The following is a 19149-nucleotide window of genomic DNA, read 5'->3' on the forward strand; positions in this document are numbered from 1 at the left end:
CAAATTTTGGCTACAATTGCCGCTTATTTTTGCATTATCCGATACTGATAAATACGCACCGACAACACGATATTTTCAACATTTGGGAGAGAAAATGGAGCATCTTTTGGACGATTCTAGCGTTGTAGATATAAAAATCGATGATTCTATCAAGGATAGCTATCTGGATTATTCGATGAGCGTCATCGTGGGGCGCGCCCTGCCTGATGCCAAAGATGGGCTAAAGCCCGTGCATAGGAGAATCCTCTATGCGATGAATGATCTCAATGTCACCTCGCGCTCGCAGCACAAAAAATCCGCGCGCATCGTGGGTGATGTCATCGGTAAATACCACCCGCATGGCGATACAGCGGTGTATGATGCGCTGGTGCGTATGGCGCAGGATTTCTCCATGCGCTTGCCGCTTGTCGATGGGCAGGGGAACTTCGGCTCGATAGATGGCGATAGCGCGGCGGCGATGCGTTATACTGAAGCGCGTATGGCGGCGGCTAGTGAAGAGATTTTGCGCGATATTGACAAAGACACTGTGGATTTCGTGCCAAACTATGATGATAGCCTAAAAGAGCCAGATGTATTGCCTACGCGGATTCCAAACCTGCTAGTAAATGGCTCTAGCGGGATTGCTGTGGGTATGGCGACGAGTATCCCGCCGCATCGACTGGATGAGATAGTGGATGCGCTTTTTTGCGTGATAGACAACCCAAATGCCGAGCTTAGCGAGCTTATGGAGCATGTCAAGGGGCCAGACTTTCCCACAGGTGGCATCATCTATGGCAAGCAAGGCATCATCGATGCTTACGCCACCGGGCGAGGCAGAATCCGCGTGCGCGCCAAAACACATATCGAGCGCACCAAGACAAAAGACATCATCATCATAGATGAGCTGCCCTATCAAGTCAATAAAGCAAAGCTAGTCGAGCAGATAAGCGAACTAGCCAGAGACAAAGTCATCGAGGGTATCTCTGAAGTGCGCGATGAGTCCGATCGCGAGGGCATGCGCATAGTCATCGAGCTAAAGCGCGAGGCGATGAGTGAAATCGTGCTAAATCATCTCTACAAATCCACCACGATGGAAAGCACCTTTGGTATCATTTTGCTTGCGATAAACAACAAAGAGCCAAAGATTTTTACCCTGCTAGAATTGCTAAATATTTTTATCTCACATAGAAAAACGATAATCATCCGCCGCACGATTTTTGATCTAGAAAAAGCAAAGGCTAGAGCGCATATCCTAGAAGGGCTAAAAATCGCGCTAGATAATATCGATGAGGTGATAAAGCTAATCCGCGCGAGCGCAGATACTGATAGCGCGAGGCTTGATCTTATGGATAAGTTTGGCTTGAGCGAGTTGCAAGCAAAGGCGATCCTAGATATGCGATTGCAGCGACTAACCGGGCTAGAGCGCGACAAAATCGATCAAGAATACGCCAAATTGCTCGAAGAAATCGACTATCTAAATAGTATTTTAAAAAGCGAAGAGAAGCTAAAAGGCATCATCAAAGATGAGCTGCAAGAAGTCAAAGAGAGATTCTCCTCGCCGCGCCTTACGCAGATAGAAGAAGACTATGATGCGATAGATGTTGAGGATCTCATACCAAATGAGCCAGTCGTCGTCACTATGAGCCACAGAGGCTATGTCAAGCGCGTGCAGCTCAAAGTCTATGAGCGCCAAAATCGCGGCGGCAAGGGCAAGATAAGCGGCAACACGCATGATGATGATTTTATAGAATCTTTCTTTGTGGCAAACACGCATGATACGATTTTGTTTATCACTAACCGCGGGCAGCTTTATTGGCTAAAAGTGTATAAAATCCCAGAGGCAGGGCGCACAGCTATCGGTAAAGCGGTGGTAAATCTCATCAACCTCCAAGCCAATGAAAAAATCATGGCGACCATCACGACAAAAGATTTCAACGAGGATAAATCGCTGGTATTTTTCACCAAAAATGGCGTCGTGAAGCGCACCAACCTAAGCGAATACTCCAACATCAGAAGCGTGGGCGTGCGCGCGATAAACCTCGATGAAGACGATGAGCTAGTGACTGCAAAAATCATCACGCAAGATGTAAAAGAGCTTTTCATCGCCACAAATAAGGGCATGTGCATACGATTTGGCATCGACAATATCCGCGAAATCGGGCGCGCGGCGCGCGGCGTGACTGGAATCCGATTCCGCAATAAAGGCGATTTCGTCATCGGTGCGGTGACTATAGGCAGCGAAAGCGACAAACTGCTGACTGTTAGCGAGCTAGGTGTAGGCAAGCAAACAAATGCTGGCGAATACCGCCTGCAATCGCGCGCTGGCACAGGCGTCATCGCTATGAAACTGACGACAAAAACAGGCAATCTCGTAAGTGTCGTGAATGTCAATGATGAAAATATGGACCTCATGGTGCTAACAAGCAAAGGCAAAATGATACGCGTGGATACTGATGCGATACGCGAGGCTGGGCGTAACACAAGCGGTGTCAAAATCGTAAATGTCGCGGGCGAAAAAGTCGCATTTGCTGTGACATGCCCTAAAGAAGAAAAAGATGAAGGGCTAGAGGAAAGCGATAGCGCAGAATCTGGCACTAGCGGCGCTGGATTAGTGCCAAATGAGGAATAGGTAAATTTACCTTGCAAAACCTTGTAAGACAGCTGATATAAAATTTTAGATTCTAGCCCCCAGAATCTAAAATCCAGAATCTAAAGATTGATTGAAATTCTAGGGCCAAAACAAGATAGAATTTATTGGGATAATCAAGTTTTTGGCTTGATTTTGCTTAGCAATACTGCGCTGTGCAGTTTAGCTAAACTAAGCCCGTTAAAGCTAATACCACTCACGAAGCGAGCTTTAGGGGCGCTAGCTACGACTGCGACTGCGTCTCGCCAAAAATCCTTAATCTCAAAAATCCTCGCTAAAAACCCTCATCCATGCAGTCAAAAATATTTAGCCTAAAAACCCTCGCCAAAAAATCCTTAAGCTCAAAAACCTCCGCTAAAACCCAAAACCCCCTAGCCAAATTTAGCCAAATCTACCCAAAAATCTTTCTCAAATGCGCCTTATAATCGCTAAGATATTTCTCCACTTGTGGATTTTTCACCACATCATTGCAGATAAAAGTCGGCAGCGCCTTCATCGCCATAAACTCATGCGCTTTATGCAGATGCAGATACACGCCATCCACGCCCACACCGCCGAAAAAGCCGTCTTTATCCGTGAAAGCCTCTATCGGCGCATTCCAAGTGAGGCTAAACATATATGTCTTGCCGTGCAAAAGCCCGCCGCTGCCGTAGTTTTTGGTCGGATTGTCGCGATGCCTGCCATCACTGGTGAAAAACTTGCCAGCGCCCGCTAGATACACCTTGTCGATGTATTCTTTGACAATCCATGGCTCGCCCATCCACCAGCCGGGCATCTGATAGATGAGCGCATCAGCATCCAGAATCTTTTGCACCTCCTCATTTATATCATAGCCCTTGTCGATGTGCGTTTGCGCCACGCTTATGCCAAGCTCGCCAAGTGTTTGCGCCGCGCATTCTTGCAGTGTCGCGCTTAGCCTGCCTTCTGAATTGCCAAACTTTTTGCTGCCATTTATGAGTAGGACTTTTTTCATTGTCGCTCCTTTATTTGAATTGGAAGCGCAATTATAAAGGATGATAGTAGCTATCTGTCAAGAGGCGGAATCTAAAAAGTGTAAAACAAATAAATGGATTTATTTGTTTTACAAATTTTAGATTCTAGTATATTTGTGCAATATACTAGAATCCTAACCCCCTGGATTCTGCTAGGCTTAGAATCCTATGCGATTGGCATTTGTAGTGTCTTTTTTCAAAAGCGCTTCATTTTTTAGCGCAGTGAAAAGCTCGGCGGCGTTTTTAAATGCTTTAAATCGATGCGCTCGCGCGATAGCGGCAAAGTCGCCGGGCGTGATATTTCGCAGTGCGCACACCTTGTCTAAAATCCTAGAATCCACCGCCTTGCCACTAGATTCTATCCCCAGCCGCACGCATTCTTTGGTGAAAAGTTTCGCGCTTTGCTTTGCGCTTAGATACCTAAACTCGCATTTGTAGTCAAAGCGCCTAAGGCTCGCGCTATCAAGATTCTCCATGAGATTTGTCGTCGCGATAAATACGCCATCAAAGCTCTCCATCTGCGTCAGCATCTCATTTACCGCGCTTATCTCCCAGCTTCTGCTGGCCCCCGCCCTATCATGCAAAAAGCTATCCACCTCATCAAAAATCAGCACCGCCTTTTTCTTGCGCGCCTCTTTGAAAGCACTCGCGATGTTTTTTTCTGTCATCCCCACCCACATGGATTTGAGGTCGCTCGCGCGCTTTAGGACGCAAGGCGCGCCCAAAAGCTTGGCGATGTAGCGCCCATACGCGCTTTTGCCAGTGCCGGGCGCGCCATAGAGGCAGATTCTGGCATTTTTGACACGCGCGATGCCTTGCGCTAGGCTTTCTAGATTCTCATCGCAATTGACAAATGCAAGGCTATAGTGCTTTGGCAGCGTGTAGTCATCGCGCTTCTTTTTGTCTTTTTTGGATGCGGGCTTTATGTAGTTGCCTTGTGCTTTTAGCGTGCTATTTATGAGGCGTGAGAGGATTTCTAGGCTCGAGGCAGAATCTTGCATAGAATCTCGCGCGGCTTTGGATTCTGCTTTAAGTGTTGCTTTGCGCGTCATTTTAGATTCTGCGCTGGATTCTGCTTGCTTGCATGAGATTGCGACTTTTATCGCGCGCGTGATGATGGCTGGGCTTAGGTATTTTTGCTTGGCGTATTTTTTGATGAACTTTTCTCGCGCGCGAGAATCTAGCTCTAGCTCCAGCTCCAGCTTGGCAAGCGCGCTGTTTAGAATCTCTTTTTGGCGCTTTTTGCTAGGATAGCCCATCTTTAGCACGCAGTCAAAGCGGCGGATGAGCGCATCATCGATGATGCGGATGTTGTTTGTGATCCAAATCGTTGGGATATTATTCGTCTCTAGCGCGTTGTTAAACCACGCTTTACCCTCTTGATGCCCTTCTTTGCTAGTCGTCAAAATATCCTCCACCTCATCAAAGACAAGTATTGTTTTTTGCGTGTTAAGGAGATTTTGCGCGCTGTTGTAAGCTCTGATGCGCCTGCTTGAGCTAAGCATCTCGCCATCCTCATCTTCATCGATGAAATTCACCTCAAAGCAGCGCGCGCCCAAAACTTGTGGCAAAAGCCTTGAAAGCTCACTTTTGCCAGTGCCCGGAGGTCCATAGAGCAAGATATTGACGCCTTGCGCGGATTCTAAAAGCGCGCTTTGCAGATGTGCTTTGATGATTGCCACTTGCTTTTGCAGATGCGTATAATCATTTAGGCTAAGGCTAGAATCTTGTGCTTGTATGATGGCATTGCTAACAAGCGGCTCGATGCTTTTTTGCGGCACTAGCATACGCTCGGAAAAATGCTCATCCAGCGGCTCTAGCGCATCCACTAGATTATAATTGCGGCGGAAATTGACAAAGTTTGATTTGCTTAATATGGAGTTTTTGCTTACGGAATCTTGGGCGTCTTTGAGCGGAAGATTTAGCATGATGCAAATCTGCAAGATGGATTCTTCTTTTTTGTTGTGCGTGCTTAGGCGCTCCAAAATATCTGCGAGCAAAATATTTCTATCGATGATGATGCTTAGGCGCACGATCTCTTTCTGTGCGTGGCTAAGGCGTAGCGAGTCTTGGAGCAAGGCGAGGTTGTGATCTAGCCTCGTTTGTGGCAGGGGCTTGCGCTCTTGGCGTATAAGAAGCGCGGCAAAATGCTCCATAAGCGATTCTGAAGCGCAAATGTCGTGGTTTGGCGTGGAATTTGGTGCTTGGTTTGGCGCGGAGTTTGGCGTGTGATTTGGCGTGTAATTTGCTGTGTGTTTTGTCGAGCGGTTTGGCATTTGGTTTGGCGCGCTGGCATCCAAATCTATCTCAAAAAACGACAGCACGCGGCTTTTGTGCTCCAAAAAATCATCAATATCGCTGTATCGCACGATGAGGCGCAAAATATACAAGCGCACAAAGGGCTCAAACTCATCTTTCAAATGCTTTGTCATCTCTAGGCGCTGCTCGGACAGAAGCGCTTTTGTCATGGCGTTGGTGTTTGGCGCGGTTTGTGCTTTGGTGCATTTGGCGTTTTTGGCGGAATTAGCGGAATTGGTGGGCTTCATGGGCTTCCTTTTGTGCTGTTTTGTGGATTTTGTGTGGTTTTCGTGGTTTGGATTCTGGGCTTTTGGCTTGGAATCTAGTTTAGATTCTGGCGCTAGATTCTAGTGCGCGCAAATGCGCCCATCCTAGCTTTGCAAATACCCAAACAAATCGCGCAATATGCGCTTCTCTCCCATTCCATATTGCTCATCTTGCAGCGTGATATAGCGATAAAGCGTCTCGTCATCGCGCAGTTTTTCAAGGTCAAGACTAGAATCCCTAGAGCAAAACAGCGCCTCTAAGCTGCTTTGCGGATAGTAGCGCCCAAGCACCTCGCTTTCATCGATAGACTCTAGCACAAACTCATCCGCGCTCACACCCAGCAGATGCGCGCAAATCTTTTGGACGCGGTTTATAAATCTCGTGGGCGTTAGTCTGACAAACGCAATCGATGCTTTTTTGATAAATCCGCTAGAGACGCACTCGCCCATATCATTTATATACATCATCTCGCAGCTTTGTTTTAAATCTATGTCGCCATATATTTTATATATATGAATTTCCTCTTCCCTCCATATAGCGCCTTTTATATTTTTCTCAAGCGTAAAATACTGCTGGCAAAAATATTTGGCAAGGGGGACAATCTCGGATTTTAGGAGGTTAAAATGGCTATAGCAGATATAAAATTTGCGCTTCATCGTATCAGTAATCGCAAAATAGCGTATATCGCGCTTTGTCAAGGCATGCCCTAGCAAAATCGCGCGCTCATCATTATACCTGCTGCCCTGCACAAACGAGCTGATGATAGCGACAGAATTTTCGAAAATCTGATTAACGATAGATTCTATCCTAGTGTCTATAAACGGCTCATTGGTGCTGATAAATCTCACTAGATTCTGCTTGACATTTCGCATTTGCTCTCCTTTATAAATTTAATATGAAGTTATACCAAATAAAAAGGACATAAATATGTCTAGTTTGTGGTTTTTGGGGTATTTTAAGAAGTGGGGTGGGAGTATAATGTAGCAGGAACATAAGAAGTATGGCAGGAGTATTAAGAAGCATATAGGGATATTTGCGCGCAGTTTGGATTCTGGTATGCTTGGGGTATGAAGCTAGTGAGATTTGGCTAACTTGGATTTGTCTGGCAAGGCTAGATTCTATGCGGTTTTTGAGGTTCTGGGGGATTCTAGGGGGTTTAGAATCCAGCCTTTGATATTATTTCAGAATCTTTTTTAGCTCTTTTATCGCGTTTATTATCGGCTCTTTTGCGAGAAAATCTTGTATTTTAGCAGTGACTTCTTGCGTGGCTTGTTCTATGCCTTGCGACATTATCCACTCGATGAAGTCTTTATTCCCCTCTGGTAATTGGATGTATTCACAATATGAAATGTCTTGATATTTGCGAACACCACTACCCGCAGAATTTTTGAAAATAGATTCTGCTTCTTTGGTGCATGATTCGCTATCCTCATCCCATGTGCTTAGTATAATGCAAAGTTTTTTATAATTGCTTTCAAACCCTATAGAAAGCGTTATGTATCGGCTTAAATTTTCTTGGCTTTTTAGATACCAGAAGCTATAGTATAAATCATCGCTCTCTTGATATATCCATTCTTCACTACTTTCAATTTTAGAATTTTTAAAACCACCTTCAAATGCTTCAAGCACTGATTCTCTGATATTTATCCAATTTTTATTATCATTTAAAATCTCATATGCTTGCCGTATTTCATTAGAATAATTTTTCGGTGTTGTTTTATCTAGATTTCTACACGAAAGGGCTTCTTTTGTGTAATGCGGGACAATAAAATTAGCAATATCTTTTTCTTTAGTATTGGTATTATCTGTATTTATTATGTATGAGTTCAATATATCAATATATTGTTCTATGCAAAAACCTATTTTGTTTAGTCCATTTTCTAATTTAACCTTATCCGCATTCAACTCATTTTTGCAATCATATAACCATTCTTTTATCCAGCAATAGTCAAGCTTTAGATAAAAAGATTGCATTTTTCCATCTTGTTGCTTGTTATATATCTTATTCTTTTTGATAAACCATCTACCATTTCCTTTGCCTAGCCCATATTGAGGTTCTGCATCGGTATCTTTATGTAGATAAATCGTGAGTATTTTAGTCGCAGCTTGCTGCACTTCTTCATCTGATAATTTTCTTTCTTTGTTATCTGGTCCCAATATTATATTTTTCTGAGCGTCTTGTATATAACTTTTTAATTGTCCGCGCTGGTCTTTTGCATTGATTTTATTTTCTATTATAATCGCCCCTCTTTTGTTATTATGGTTAAATGTCAATAAAATATCTATACGACGATTTTGTCTTGTACTAGCTTCTGTGCGCACGCTATTTTCATCGGCAAAATATTCTGCCTTAAGACTGCCAAATATTTTCTTTGGGACATCGCCCTCATTTTGTAGTTTTTCCAAAAATACTTTTTGATAATGCTTGTTTTTTTGATTTAATAAATATGCAATAAAAGCCGAGTGATAATTTTCTTTATACATTACCCCTAAACCTTCAAAAATATTAAAATAATTTCCACCAGATTCTTTGAACTCATCAAATTTATTGTTTGCCTCAATTAGTTTTTTTGCAAAATCTTCTAGATTTTGTGTCATATTTCTTCCTTCAATCTTTTATTGTTTTGGGTTTCGCATCATATCGCATTATGTGTGCTAAGTCAAATCTTGCCATATTTCCCGATTTCCCAGCATTTCCAGCTCAAAAACCCAACCAAAATATATAAAATTTTTATCCAAAAATCTCGCGGGCTTTTTTATAATTTTAAGCGCAAGATTGCTAGAATCTAGCGTGCAAAATATCACCACAAATCCCGCGCAACAAACCAAAATCCAAGCAAAAGGCAAAAAATGTCCGCACAAAAACAGCGCCTAAATGACATCGCCAAATACCTAGAATCTAGCGGCGGCGCAGGCATTTCTGAGCTATCCAAACATTTTGGCGTCTGCCCCAAAACCATTTCTCGCGACCTAGCCAAACTCGCGCAAATGGGCGCGTATCGCAGCGGGCGCACTTGGCGGCTGGATAAGACAAAAGCGCTAGATGATTTGAGTAGCGATGAGCGGCTGGTGCTTGGGATTTTGGGCGAGCTGGCAAAGGGTGCGGGTGCGGAGTTTGCGCTAAAAGCGCGTATGCTGCTAGAGCGCCTCACGCAAAATCTGGCACATCCAATTTTCATAAATATCGATGGCGAGAATCTGGATTCTGCGGATTTGGCGCAGTTTGAGATGCTGGAGCGCGCGATAAGAGAAAAGCGCGAGATTGGGTTTTGCTTCAAAAAGCGCGAGTTTGTCTTGCAGCCGCTTAGGCTGGCGTTTTTGGAGGGATTTTGGTATGTGTTTGGCTTTGATGTGAGTCGTTTGCGCGAGAAAGAAAGCAAAGAAAATAGTGAAAATGCGAGCAAAAAATCTAGCGCAAAAAAGCCCATAAAAAATAAAAATACAAAAAGCGCTACAGAAAAGCCGATTTTTAAAAAATTTTATTTCAAAGATGTGAAAAATATCGTGCTAAAAGAGGCGCATTTTAGCGTAGATTCTGCATTGTTAGATAGGATAGAGAGCGCGCAAAGTCCGTGGTTTAACCTGCAAGAGCCTTTTATGGTGGAGCTTTTTATCCCGCAAGAAATCGCCAAATATTTCAGGCGCAAAGCCCCAAAACACGGGCACGCGATACACGATGAATATGGCAATATAAGCCTTTTTGTCAGCATCACTGATGAGATGGAGATACTGCCGCTGGTGTATAAATATCTGCCATTTATCAAGGTGATTTCGCCAGAATGGCTAAAAGAGCGCACTCTGCAAGATGTGAAGCAATACCTAGCGGAAGTGAGGGCAGAATAAAAGTTGAGGCAGAATAAAAATGTTAAACATCTTATATATTTTCTAGATTTTGTGGTCTTATTCCATGTTGTCCTATTTTTTATATTTTGGAGCATTTTATATATAAAAACTCCAGATTTTGCACCAATTTTATATTTAGATTTTGATTATTCAAGTCGCATTATTGCAAAATTCAGCCATTAGGTAAGTTTGGGAGAAGCGCAAAATTTGCATAATTTATGTGCAATACCAAATAAAACAAATAAAAGCATGAGCATCATAAAACGAGCGTCTTACAGCCACTTGGGGTTGGCGGTAAAGCTCACAGAGAGCCAGATTTTGTAGCTTGGGATTTCTAGGGTTTTTTCTATGCGTTCTCGTATATTATCGACATCTTGGATGGAGTGGATTTTGGGCGCGCTTGGCTGGCATGCATTTGGCGCGCTAGATTCTGCTTTGCTAGATTCTGCTCCAGATTTTGCGCCGCCAGAATCCACGCCCAAATCCCCGCTAGATTTTGCACCAGATTCTGCGCCGCCAGCTCCAGCCCCCGCCCCATACGACGCATTGCTAGGTAGCAAAATATTCACCTCTATCATATAAAATCGCCCCGATTTCGCCGTGTGCGTGTCATAGTCGCTAAATCCATATTCTAGGCTTAGATTCTCCATGATTTGCGTGATTTTTTCATCGATTTCTGGCGGGGCGACCATGATTAAGTCTTTGAAATTAGCGATGCAGATTCTTATCGGGCTTATGGCTAGCATGAGTGAAAGCACAGCGAGCAGCAGCGGATCGACATACCGCGCAAATGGCGCAAAATCGCTATCATAGCGCAAAAGCAAATATATCACGCCAAACGCCGCCAGCGCGCCAAGATACAGCACGCAGTCGATTTTCCACTCGGTATTATCCACGCGTATGAGATCGGATTCTAGGCTAGTAGCATAGATGCGCGTGTAGGCAAAAAGCACCGCGCAAAACACAAACGCGCAAATGCTATAAATCACCGCACTATCAAGCTTCACCTCATACCCGCCAGAGACGAGGCTACTCGCGGCATTTATAAACGCATAGACGCACACAAACACCAAAATCAGCGACTTAAAAAGATTCACCATCGGCTCAAATCGCACATAGCCATACTGGAACACATCATCATCTTCTTTGTAGATATAGCGCGAAGTCACCACGCTCAAAAACCCAAGCCCCACGCTCACAAGCGCGACAAATCCATCAAACATCACCGCCAGACTCTGCGCCCACACGCCAAAGGATATGCCAAACACCGCCAAAATAAGCGCGCTTATCATAGAGACTTTTAGCGCTCTTTGCTCTTTTTTGGCTAGCGCTTCTTGTGAGTTTTGCGTGGCTTGCAAGTTTTGCGAGTTTTGTGTGCCTTGCATATTTTGCATATTTTGTGCGTTTTGCGAGTTTTGCGTGGCTTGCATTTTTCGCGCGGTTTGCTGCTGTAGCTTGTGGTTACGCACGCTTTTTATGTAGTTGCGCTTGGGCGATATTGGCATGCGGATTCTCCTTAAGTTTGCTTAGTCTGCCTTATTTGCTTTTGCTTGATTTATGTCTGCATCATTTTCTTGCGCTAGCGGGGCGAAGTCGCGCTCATAGATTCTCATCATCACGATGAAAAACGCTGTGATAGCCGGCCCTATGATAATCCCCCAGAATCCAAACGCCCCAAGCCCCGCAAAAATCGCAAAAAATATCACAAACTCATTGATATTGAGCGGCTTATCAAGAAGTTTGCGATTTACGATGCGTATCAAAAAGGGCTTCACCACATTATCTATCACAAATCCGATAAACACCACGCTATACACCACCAAAAACACCGCGCCAAAAATATCGCCCTGCACATAAAGCAATAGCCCGACTGGAATCCAAATAAGCGCGCCGCCCACAATCGGGATAAGCGAGCAAAGCCCATACAAAACCCCAAGCAGCACGCCATCAAGCCCAAAAAAGCTAGCCGCCACGCCAAAAGCAAAGCCTTGCAAGCAGACATTTAAAATCGTGGATAAAAACACGATACGCAACACCCCACTCACATCAAGCGCGATGAGATCCACCTGCTCGCTGCGCGCTGGCAGAAGCGATTTGATATGCGCATACCAGCTGCCGCCATAATAAAACCACACCGACAAAAAAAGCACGATAAAGCAAATATCTATCACAAAGCTGACACTGCCTTTGCCGATGTTTGTGCTGATGCGCGTGGCATGCGTGGCGAGCGATGAGATGGAGATGTTTTGGAAAATATCCTCCATTTGCAAAAATGGCACATGACTTGCGATGCCTAAAATCAGCTGCTTTATCTGCAAAAACCACGCCTCCGCCTGCTTCCAATCAATGCTAAGCAGCGAGAGCGTGCCGCGATGTATGACGAAATACAAAGGAATGATAAAAATCGCTAGCAAAATGATGACGCTTAAAATCGAGGCGATGAGGTTGCTTCTGGTGCGCTTTTGCAAGGCGTCTTTTATCCAATATGTCGCGATGCATAGGAGTGCTGCGATAAGCATGTCGTTTAAAAACGCGTAGTAGAGATCAATGATAAGAAAAAGCGCGATGGCAAATGCCACGCCAAAAAATACTTTGGCGGAGGTGGTGATGCGTTTTGGTTCTTTGGCGCTAGAATCTGCTTTTGGCGCGCGCGTGGTGCTTTTGGCGCGCGCTTGGCTGGCGCGGCTGGTGGATTCCACCTTTTTTATGCGGGTTTTGGGGTTTGTAGATTCTGCGGATTCTGCGTTGCTTTTTGCTTTTGTGGATTTTGCAGAATCTATGGCTTTGGTTTTGTTTTTGGATTCTGGTGTTTGTGATTGTTGCATGTTGGCTTGCGCTCCTTAAGAAGAAATTTTTGAAAATAAATCTTGAAAATAAATCGTGGTCTGCGTCAAATGCGCTAGATTCTGCCTTTTTGCCCGCGCATTTTAGCAGATATACGCAAACCTTTTGCTTAAGGGCTTTGCGCCAAACGCTCGATAAACACTTGCCAAGCACTCGCCCCGCGCCAGCACAAAGCCCGCGCCAGAATCCAAACGCCAGAATCTAAAAAGCAAAATCCACACAAACAAATCCGCAAAATTATGGATTCTTTTTTGCTTTGCTGATACAATTGCAAATTTCATCCCAAGCTAAAGGTTATGACATGGATATTCGCGCGCTGTATTTGGAGTATTTCGCAAAGCGGGGGCACAAGGTGTATGAGTCGATGCCGCTGGTGCCTGATGATGCGAGCTTGCTTTTTACAAATGCGGGAATGGTGCAGTTTAAGGATATTTTCACCGGTAAGGTGCCGACACCCAAGATTCCGCGTGCGACTTCATCACAGCTTTGCATTCGCGCAGGCGGGAAGCACAATGACTTGGAAAATGTCGGCTATACCGCGCGCCACCACACGCTTTTTGAGATGCTAGGGAATTTTAGCTTTGGAGATTACTTCAAACGCGAGGCGATAGCGTATGCGTGGGAGTTTGTGACGCAGATTTTGGGGTTTGATAAAAGCCTTTTGTATGTGACAATCCACGAAAGCGATGATGAAGCCTACGCGCTGTGGTGCGAGCATATCGACCCTTCGCGCATTAAGCGTATGGGCGATAAGGATAATTTTTGGCAGATGGGCGATAGCGGACCTTGCGGACCTTGCAGTGAAATCTATGTCGATCAGGGGGAAAAATATTTTCACTCAAGCGAGGATTATTTTGGCGGGGAGGGCGATAGATTCTTAGAAATTTGGAATCTTGTCTTTATGCAGTTTGAGCAAAAAGATGGCGTGCGGACACCGCTACCGCGCCCAAGTATTGATACAGGCATGGGGCTAGAGCGCGTGATTGCGCTCAAAGAAGGGAAAATCAATAATTTTGATACTTCGCTTTTTGCGCCGCTGATGAAAGAGATAGAAACTCTTTGTGCGGAAAGTGGCAATGCGTGGAGGTATTATGAGGATATAGAGTTGCTGGAGGTGGAGGCTGGGGGTTCTGGTGCGGGTGCAAATGTGGATTTAAAGACTTTCAAAAGCACGCAAGCAAGCTTCCGCGTGATAGCTGACCATGCGCGTGCGGTGGCGTTTTTGCTAGCGCAAGGCGTGCATTTTGACAAAGAGGGGCGCGGATATGTCTTGCGTAGAATCTTGCGCCGAGCGGTGCGACATGGCTATTTGCTGGGCGTGAAAAGGGCGTTTTTGTATCGCGTGGTGGGCGCGGTGTGTGAAAGCATGGGCGCGCATTATGGGTATTTGAAAGAGCGTAAGAAGGCTATTATGGAGCAGTGTAAGGCGGAGGAGGAGAGGTTTTTTGAGACGATAGAGTCGGGAATGAAGTTGTTTGAGAATGAGCTAAATTCTATGCAAAATTCGTCTCTTGGTGGAGCAAATCCGTCATTGCGAGCGCAAAGCGCGAAGCAATCCAAAGAATCCGCAAAATCCGCAGAATCCACAGGCGCACAATCCCAAAAGCTTTTCTCCGGCGAAGTGGCGTTTAAACTTTACGATACTTACGGATTCCCGCTTGATTTGACACAGGATATGCTACGCGATAAGGGCTTGGAAGTGGATCTGGGCGCGTTTGAAAAGTGCATGGAGGAGCAAAAAAATCGCAGTAAGGCAAGCTGGAAAGGAAGCGGGGATAGCGTAAAAGAGGGCGATTTCAAGGCGTTGCTTGCGGAGTTTGGCGAAAATGCTTTTGTGGGCTATGAAAATGAGCGCGCGGAGGCTAAGATTTTAGCGCTGTTAGATTCTGCATTTTTGCGCGTTGAAAAGCTAGAGAAAGGACAGGAAGGGTATGTGCTGCTTGATAGCACGCCGTTTTATCCGGAATCTGGCGGACCAGTTGGCGACAAAGGCACACTATTTCATAAAAATTCTATGCAAAATTCGTCTCTTGGTGGAATTTGCGGGAGTTTGAGTTCGTCTCACTGCGACGCACGCTCTAGTGCGCCTCATTCGCCAAACTCTACACAACCCACAAATTCCACTCAAGATACTAGAATTTTGAGTGGGGATTCTAATGTGGGCAGGGATTCTAGTGCGGATTCGTCATTGCGAGCGCAAGCGAAGCAATCCAAAGAATCCACAAAATCCGCAGAATCTACAGGCGCGGATTCTTGCCAAAATGGATTGCCACGCTCCGAGCTTGCGCCCTCCGCTCGCAATGACGCACAAAGCGCAGATTCTGCATCTAGCGCGCAATCCCTCGCCCTTGTGCTTGATACCAAAAAATATTTCGGGCTGAATCTTTCAAAAGTGAGTGTGCTTGAGCCTTTGCGCGTGGGCGATGAGGTGCTAGCGTGTGTGGATAGCGCGCGTGCAGAGATTGCCAAACACCACAGCGCGACGCATTTACTGCATTTGGCATTGCGCGAGATTCTAGGCACGCATATCGCGCAGGCTGGGAGTTTGGTAGAGGCGCACCGCTTGCGCTTTGACTTTTCCCATCCAAAGGCGCTAAGCCATGAGGAATTACGCGCAATTGAAAGGCATGTAAATGAGCAGATTTTGCACGCAAGCGCGCAGGTATGCGAGAATCTGCCCCTTGATGAGGCAAAGGCGCGCGGTGCGATGGCACTCTTTGGCGAAAAATATGGCGATGTCGTGCGCGTGGTGAGCTTTGGAGAATCTATCGAGCTTTGCGGTGGGATCCATGTCAAAAACACCGCAGAAATCGGAAGCTTTTATATCACCAAAGAAGGTGGGGTGAGTAGCGGTGTGCGTAGGATTGAGGCGGTGTGCGGGCGCGCGGGCTATGAATGGGGCGCAAATGCGCTAGAGACGCTAAACCAAGCCAAAGAAAACCTAAAAGCCCAAGACCTGCTCCAAGCCATCGAAAAGCTAAAGGTGCAGGTGAAAAAGCTAAGCGCGGCAAAATCCCAAGCAAGCGACTTGAAATCGCTAGAGTTTGAGCGCGTGGGCGAGTGCAAGCTCATAATCGCGCGCATAAGCGACAAAAGCGCGGTGGAGATAAAAGAGGCAATCGATAGGGCAAAAAACGAGGAGCAAAGCATCGCGGTGCTTCTCATCTGTGAATCTGGCGGGAAAATCTCAATCACCGCGGGCGTGAAAAACGCGCCGATAAAAGCGGGCGCGTGGGTGGCTGAAATCGCGCAGATTTTAGGCGGTAAAGGCGGGGGCAAAGATGACTTCGCCGCAGCCGGCGGGAAAGATATAAGCAAAATCGATGAGGCACTGCAGAGGGCAAAAGAGCTAGCAAGAAGCGCTATCGCTAGCTAGTGCTTACGCTCTAGGCGCGCTTGTGTAAACTTGCGACAGAATTTAGCGGTTTTTGATATTTTGTTTAATTTGAGAGCCAAGGTTTTTTGTGGGGTAGTGTTAGGTTTTAAATTAAAGCGATGACTGCTTATTCTTTAAAAAGATGATTTAAAATTTTCTAGATGCCACAAATTTATGGCGGTTGTCTATTGTAATCATAAAGCACAAAACGATTCACTTCAAAACTTGACTATTTTGCTGGTTTTTCTCAATGCAGATTGTCTAACAGCTATTTTTTGTAATTTTTGGGTTTGTGCTTTTCGCTATTGATGTTAATTCGGCGCTATAAATTATTTATTAGCAAATATAAGGCTTGTTTGTGTTATGCTTATGTCATGCAAAGGATAAAAATTACTAAAATTTTGCGACTTTTTGGGTTGGTGTGGCTAGGCGCGCATGCGTGCGCGCAGTGGTTACACGCGGATTTTAATCAATACTTACCAAGAGAATATACACTAAATGGTGTAAGTGAAACGCAACAAGCACACGCATACTGCACTTGGTTGCAATGCGTCTTTAATCCAGAGCAAAGGCGTCTTAGCTCCTTTACATTGTCAAATTCTAGTAGCACGAGGGCGGCGCTTACCATATCGCTTGTCACGCCAACTCCTAGCACTCCTCCGCAAAGTAGCAATGTGGTATTTTATATTAATAGTATGAATTTAAACCCAAACACTGGGCTTATTGTAGATGGCTTTGATGGCGTGATTATGGATGGCAATTCTACTTGGAGATTCAATAATTCATCTTTTTCTTTTGCTCCAAAAACGCAAAATACAGGCACATTTACTGCCTATTCAAACTCGCTAATTGATTTAAATAATAGTCAATTCACCTATACCTCAAGGTCTTTTACAAGCTATGCAGACATAAATCTATCCAATTCATCATTAATGACGCTTCAGCTAAATAGTGCATCTATTTATGGCGATATCGTGGTAAATAGTGGAAGTAGTCTAAGTATAGATGTCAATGGTGGTGGCGGAACTTTGTTGCTATCGGGGCAAGAAAGCACAGGATATGGATACAAATCATCCACTGCTTCGATAATAAATAATGGTGGAAAAGTTAGTATTGTGGGAAATGTAAGCAATGGCGGACTTACAAGATATCCCACATGCACAGCAGATTATTGCGGTGCTGGCGCGATAATCAACAATAGCGGCAGTATGATAATCACTGGCAAAATAACCAGCGAAAACCACACCAACACCAACAACATAAGCTCGCAAATCATCATAAATGGCGGCACGCTAGACGCGCAAGGCGGCGTAGAAAACAAATCTGGAGCACAAATTTCTATAAATGGCGGCACGCTAGAAACGCCAACACTCCAGAATCAAGCAGGCGGCACGATAAGCTTTGGCGCGGATTCTAGTGGCAACATGGGGCAGATAAAGGGCTATGTGACAAATAATGGCAGCATCGTAGTGGATACCACAGGTGCGAAGGTTGGCGATTTTCAGCTGATACAAGGCACGCTTAGCGGCGCAAACCAGACTTTTACCATAAAAACCGCTGATGGCAGCTTCACTGATGCCACACAAAACAGCGGCTCGATAAAAATCGAGCTAAATCAGGGCAGGGTAAATAACTTCCAAAGCACCCTAGCGCACAACCAGCGCACCATGCTAACCTCCATAAGCCAAGCGCTCCCAGATATCTACACCGCTGCGACTGCTAGCACCATATCCGCAGCACTTGATGAGTCGGCATCGCAAGTGCGCGCGCAAGTGCTGACGCCTTTTATCCTCATAGATTTGCTTAGCGCGCAACAAGGCAGCGCACTCACGCATAGCGGCATGGGCGTGCGCGCTATCGGCGGCGCGGTGCTAGGAAGCGAGGCTATGGGGCTAGGCGGCGGGCTGGCGGGCGCTAGCGTGTATGGCAACTTCATCAAATACAACAACACCCTATACGCCCAAGCAGACTACGCCTACACAAGCGCTAGTAGCAAGGATACGAGCTTTTATCAGCGCGACTCTAGGGCGCATATAGGCAGGCTCTCACTCATCGATCGTTTGGCATTTGGCAGGGTGGAGGTGGATATCGGCGGTGAAGTGGCGTTTGGCAACATCGCTTATAATGACAGCCTAAGCAATCTAGGCACCACGCTTTCATCACAAAACAAATCAAACTTCTATGCAGGCAGGCTAAAATCAAGCATAGGCTATCGCTTGAAATATGGCAAAATGCAGGTGCGCCCATCGCTTGGCGTAGGCTTTAGCTATCATTATGACAGCGCTTGGGGAAATGCGCTGGGGCTAAATGCGCCAAGCTTTTCTAGCCTATGGGGCGACGCGCTAGCAGGCATAGAGGCAAAATATATGCTAAAACACGCGCTCATCGTGGCGGATGTGGCGGTGGAGCAGCCTATGTTTAACACGCGCTCGATTGCCAATATCAAAGCAGCGGGCACGAGCGATGAGGTGGCGATAGATTTTTCTGACAAAGTGTATCAGACAAAGATTGGCGCGAGGCTTGGCGTGCAGTCATACATACGCGGCGGGATGTTTGTGAGTGCGGATATATCATATCGCAGGGGCGTGTTTGGCGTGGTGCATTTTATCGGCGTGAATGGCAGCTTTGGGATGAATTTTTAGGCGCGTTTGGCGTTGTTTTGGTTTTGTTTGGATTCTGGCGTGTTTAGATTCTAGGTTGCGCGCGAGAATCTAAAATGCCAGAATCTAGCTAGATTCTCGGGCAGATTCTCAAGCGGATTTTTAGGCAGATTCTGGCTTGGCGCTAAAATTTGAAAAACATCTGCTATAATCACGCGTGATTTTAAGCATACAAATATTTATGCCAAATATTTATGTCAAGCAGAATCCAAACGCGCGCAAATCCAAAAACACCAGAATCTA

The 19149-nt window shown here is 45.5% G+C and carries 12 protein-coding genes; 5 read left to right on the top strand and 7 right to left on the bottom strand.

Annotation, left to right across the window (positions count from 1 at the left end):
* Positions 1-94 precede the first annotated feature (94 nt).
* A complete protein-coding gene (gene gyrA / locus BKN38_RS02475) occupies positions 95-2608 on the top strand; it encodes a DNA gyrase subunit A (RefSeq protein ID WP_070957673.1) in 2514 nt (837 codons plus the stop codon).
* Between the two features lie 409 nt (positions 2609-3017).
* Here the strand turns inward: gyrA and BKN38_RS02480 are convergent, their stop codons facing one another.
* The 4 genes from BKN38_RS02480 to BKN38_RS02495 all read right to left on the bottom strand — a co-directional run bounded on the left by BKN38_RS02480 (position 3018) and on the right by BKN38_RS02495 (position 8781).
* Complete coding sequence (locus BKN38_RS02480; RefSeq protein WP_066455250.1) at positions 3018-3599, bottom strand: NAD(P)H-dependent oxidoreductase; 582 nt, start codon at positions 3597-3599, stop codon at positions 3018-3020.
* Positions 3600-3776: 177 nt separating this feature from the next.
* Complete coding sequence (locus BKN38_RS02485; protein WP_066455248.1) at positions 3777-6164, bottom strand: ATP-binding protein; 2388 nt, start codon at positions 6162-6164, stop codon at positions 3777-3779.
* Between the two features lie 123 nt (positions 6165-6287).
* On the bottom strand, positions 6288-7055 hold the full coding sequence (locus tag BKN38_RS02490; RefSeq protein WP_066455245.1) for a hypothetical protein: 768 nt from the start codon (positions 7053-7055) through the stop codon (positions 6288-6290).
* Positions 7056-7359: 304 nt separating this feature from the next.
* Positions 7360-8781 (bottom strand): PD-(D/E)XK nuclease family protein, encoded by a 1422-nt coding sequence (locus tag BKN38_RS02495; protein ID WP_066455243.1) that lies wholly within the window; start codon positions 8779-8781, stop codon positions 7360-7362.
* Between the two features lie 252 nt (positions 8782-9033).
* Between BKN38_RS02495 and BKN38_RS02505 the strand changes: the two genes are divergently transcribed.
* Positions 9034-10026 (top strand): YafY family protein, encoded by a 993-nt coding sequence (locus BKN38_RS02505; protein WP_066455236.1) that lies wholly within the window; start codon positions 9034-9036, stop codon positions 10024-10026.
* Positions 10027-10298: 272 nt separating this feature from the next.
* Here BKN38_RS02505 and BKN38_RS10210 read toward each other — a convergent pair whose 3' ends face one another.
* The gene (locus tag BKN38_RS10210; RefSeq protein WP_233712877.1) at positions 10299-11411 is read right to left on the bottom strand and encodes a cation diffusion facilitator family transporter; all 1113 of its coding nucleotides are present in this window, start codon (positions 11409-11411) and stop codon (positions 10299-10301) included.
* Between the two features lie 141 nt (positions 11412-11552).
* Entirely contained in the window at positions 11553-12851 is a 1299-nt protein-coding gene (locus tag BKN38_RS02515; protein ID WP_082942515.1) for an AI-2E family transporter, read from the bottom strand.
* 29 nt (positions 12852-12880) lie between these two features.
* Here BKN38_RS02515 and BKN38_RS10945 point away from each other — a divergent pair, with 29 nt between their 5' ends.
* The 3 genes from BKN38_RS10945 (at position 12881) to BKN38_RS02530 (ending at position 18888) form a co-directional block, all read left to right on the top strand.
* Positions 12881-13075 (top strand): hypothetical protein, encoded by a 195-nt coding sequence (locus BKN38_RS10945; RefSeq protein ID WP_176754191.1) that lies wholly within the window; start codon positions 12881-12883, stop codon positions 13073-13075.
* Positions 13076-13171: 96 nt separating this feature from the next.
* On the top strand, positions 13172-16246 hold the full coding sequence (gene alaS / locus BKN38_RS02525; RefSeq protein ID WP_066455229.1) for an alanine--tRNA ligase: 3075 nt from the start codon (positions 13172-13174) through the stop codon (positions 16244-16246).
* A 590-nt stretch (positions 16247-16836) separates the two neighbouring features.
* A complete protein-coding gene (locus BKN38_RS02530; protein ID WP_143000184.1) occupies positions 16837-18888 on the top strand; it encodes a hypothetical protein in 2052 nt (683 codons plus the stop codon).
* 50 nt (positions 18889-18938) lie between these two features.
* On the opposite strand, the gene BKN38_RS11645 is transcribed toward BKN38_RS02530, so the two are convergent.
* Positions 18939-19061 (bottom strand): hypothetical protein, encoded by a 123-nt coding sequence (locus BKN38_RS11645; RefSeq protein WP_256325516.1) that lies wholly within the window; start codon positions 19059-19061, stop codon positions 18939-18941.
* Positions 19062-19149: the final 88 nt, after the last annotated feature.

Origin of the sequence: Helicobacter sp. CLO-3 (genome assembly GCF_001854545.1) — a bacterium.
Taxonomy (GTDB): Bacteria; Campylobacterota; Campylobacteria; order Campylobacterales; family Helicobacteraceae; genus Helicobacter_B.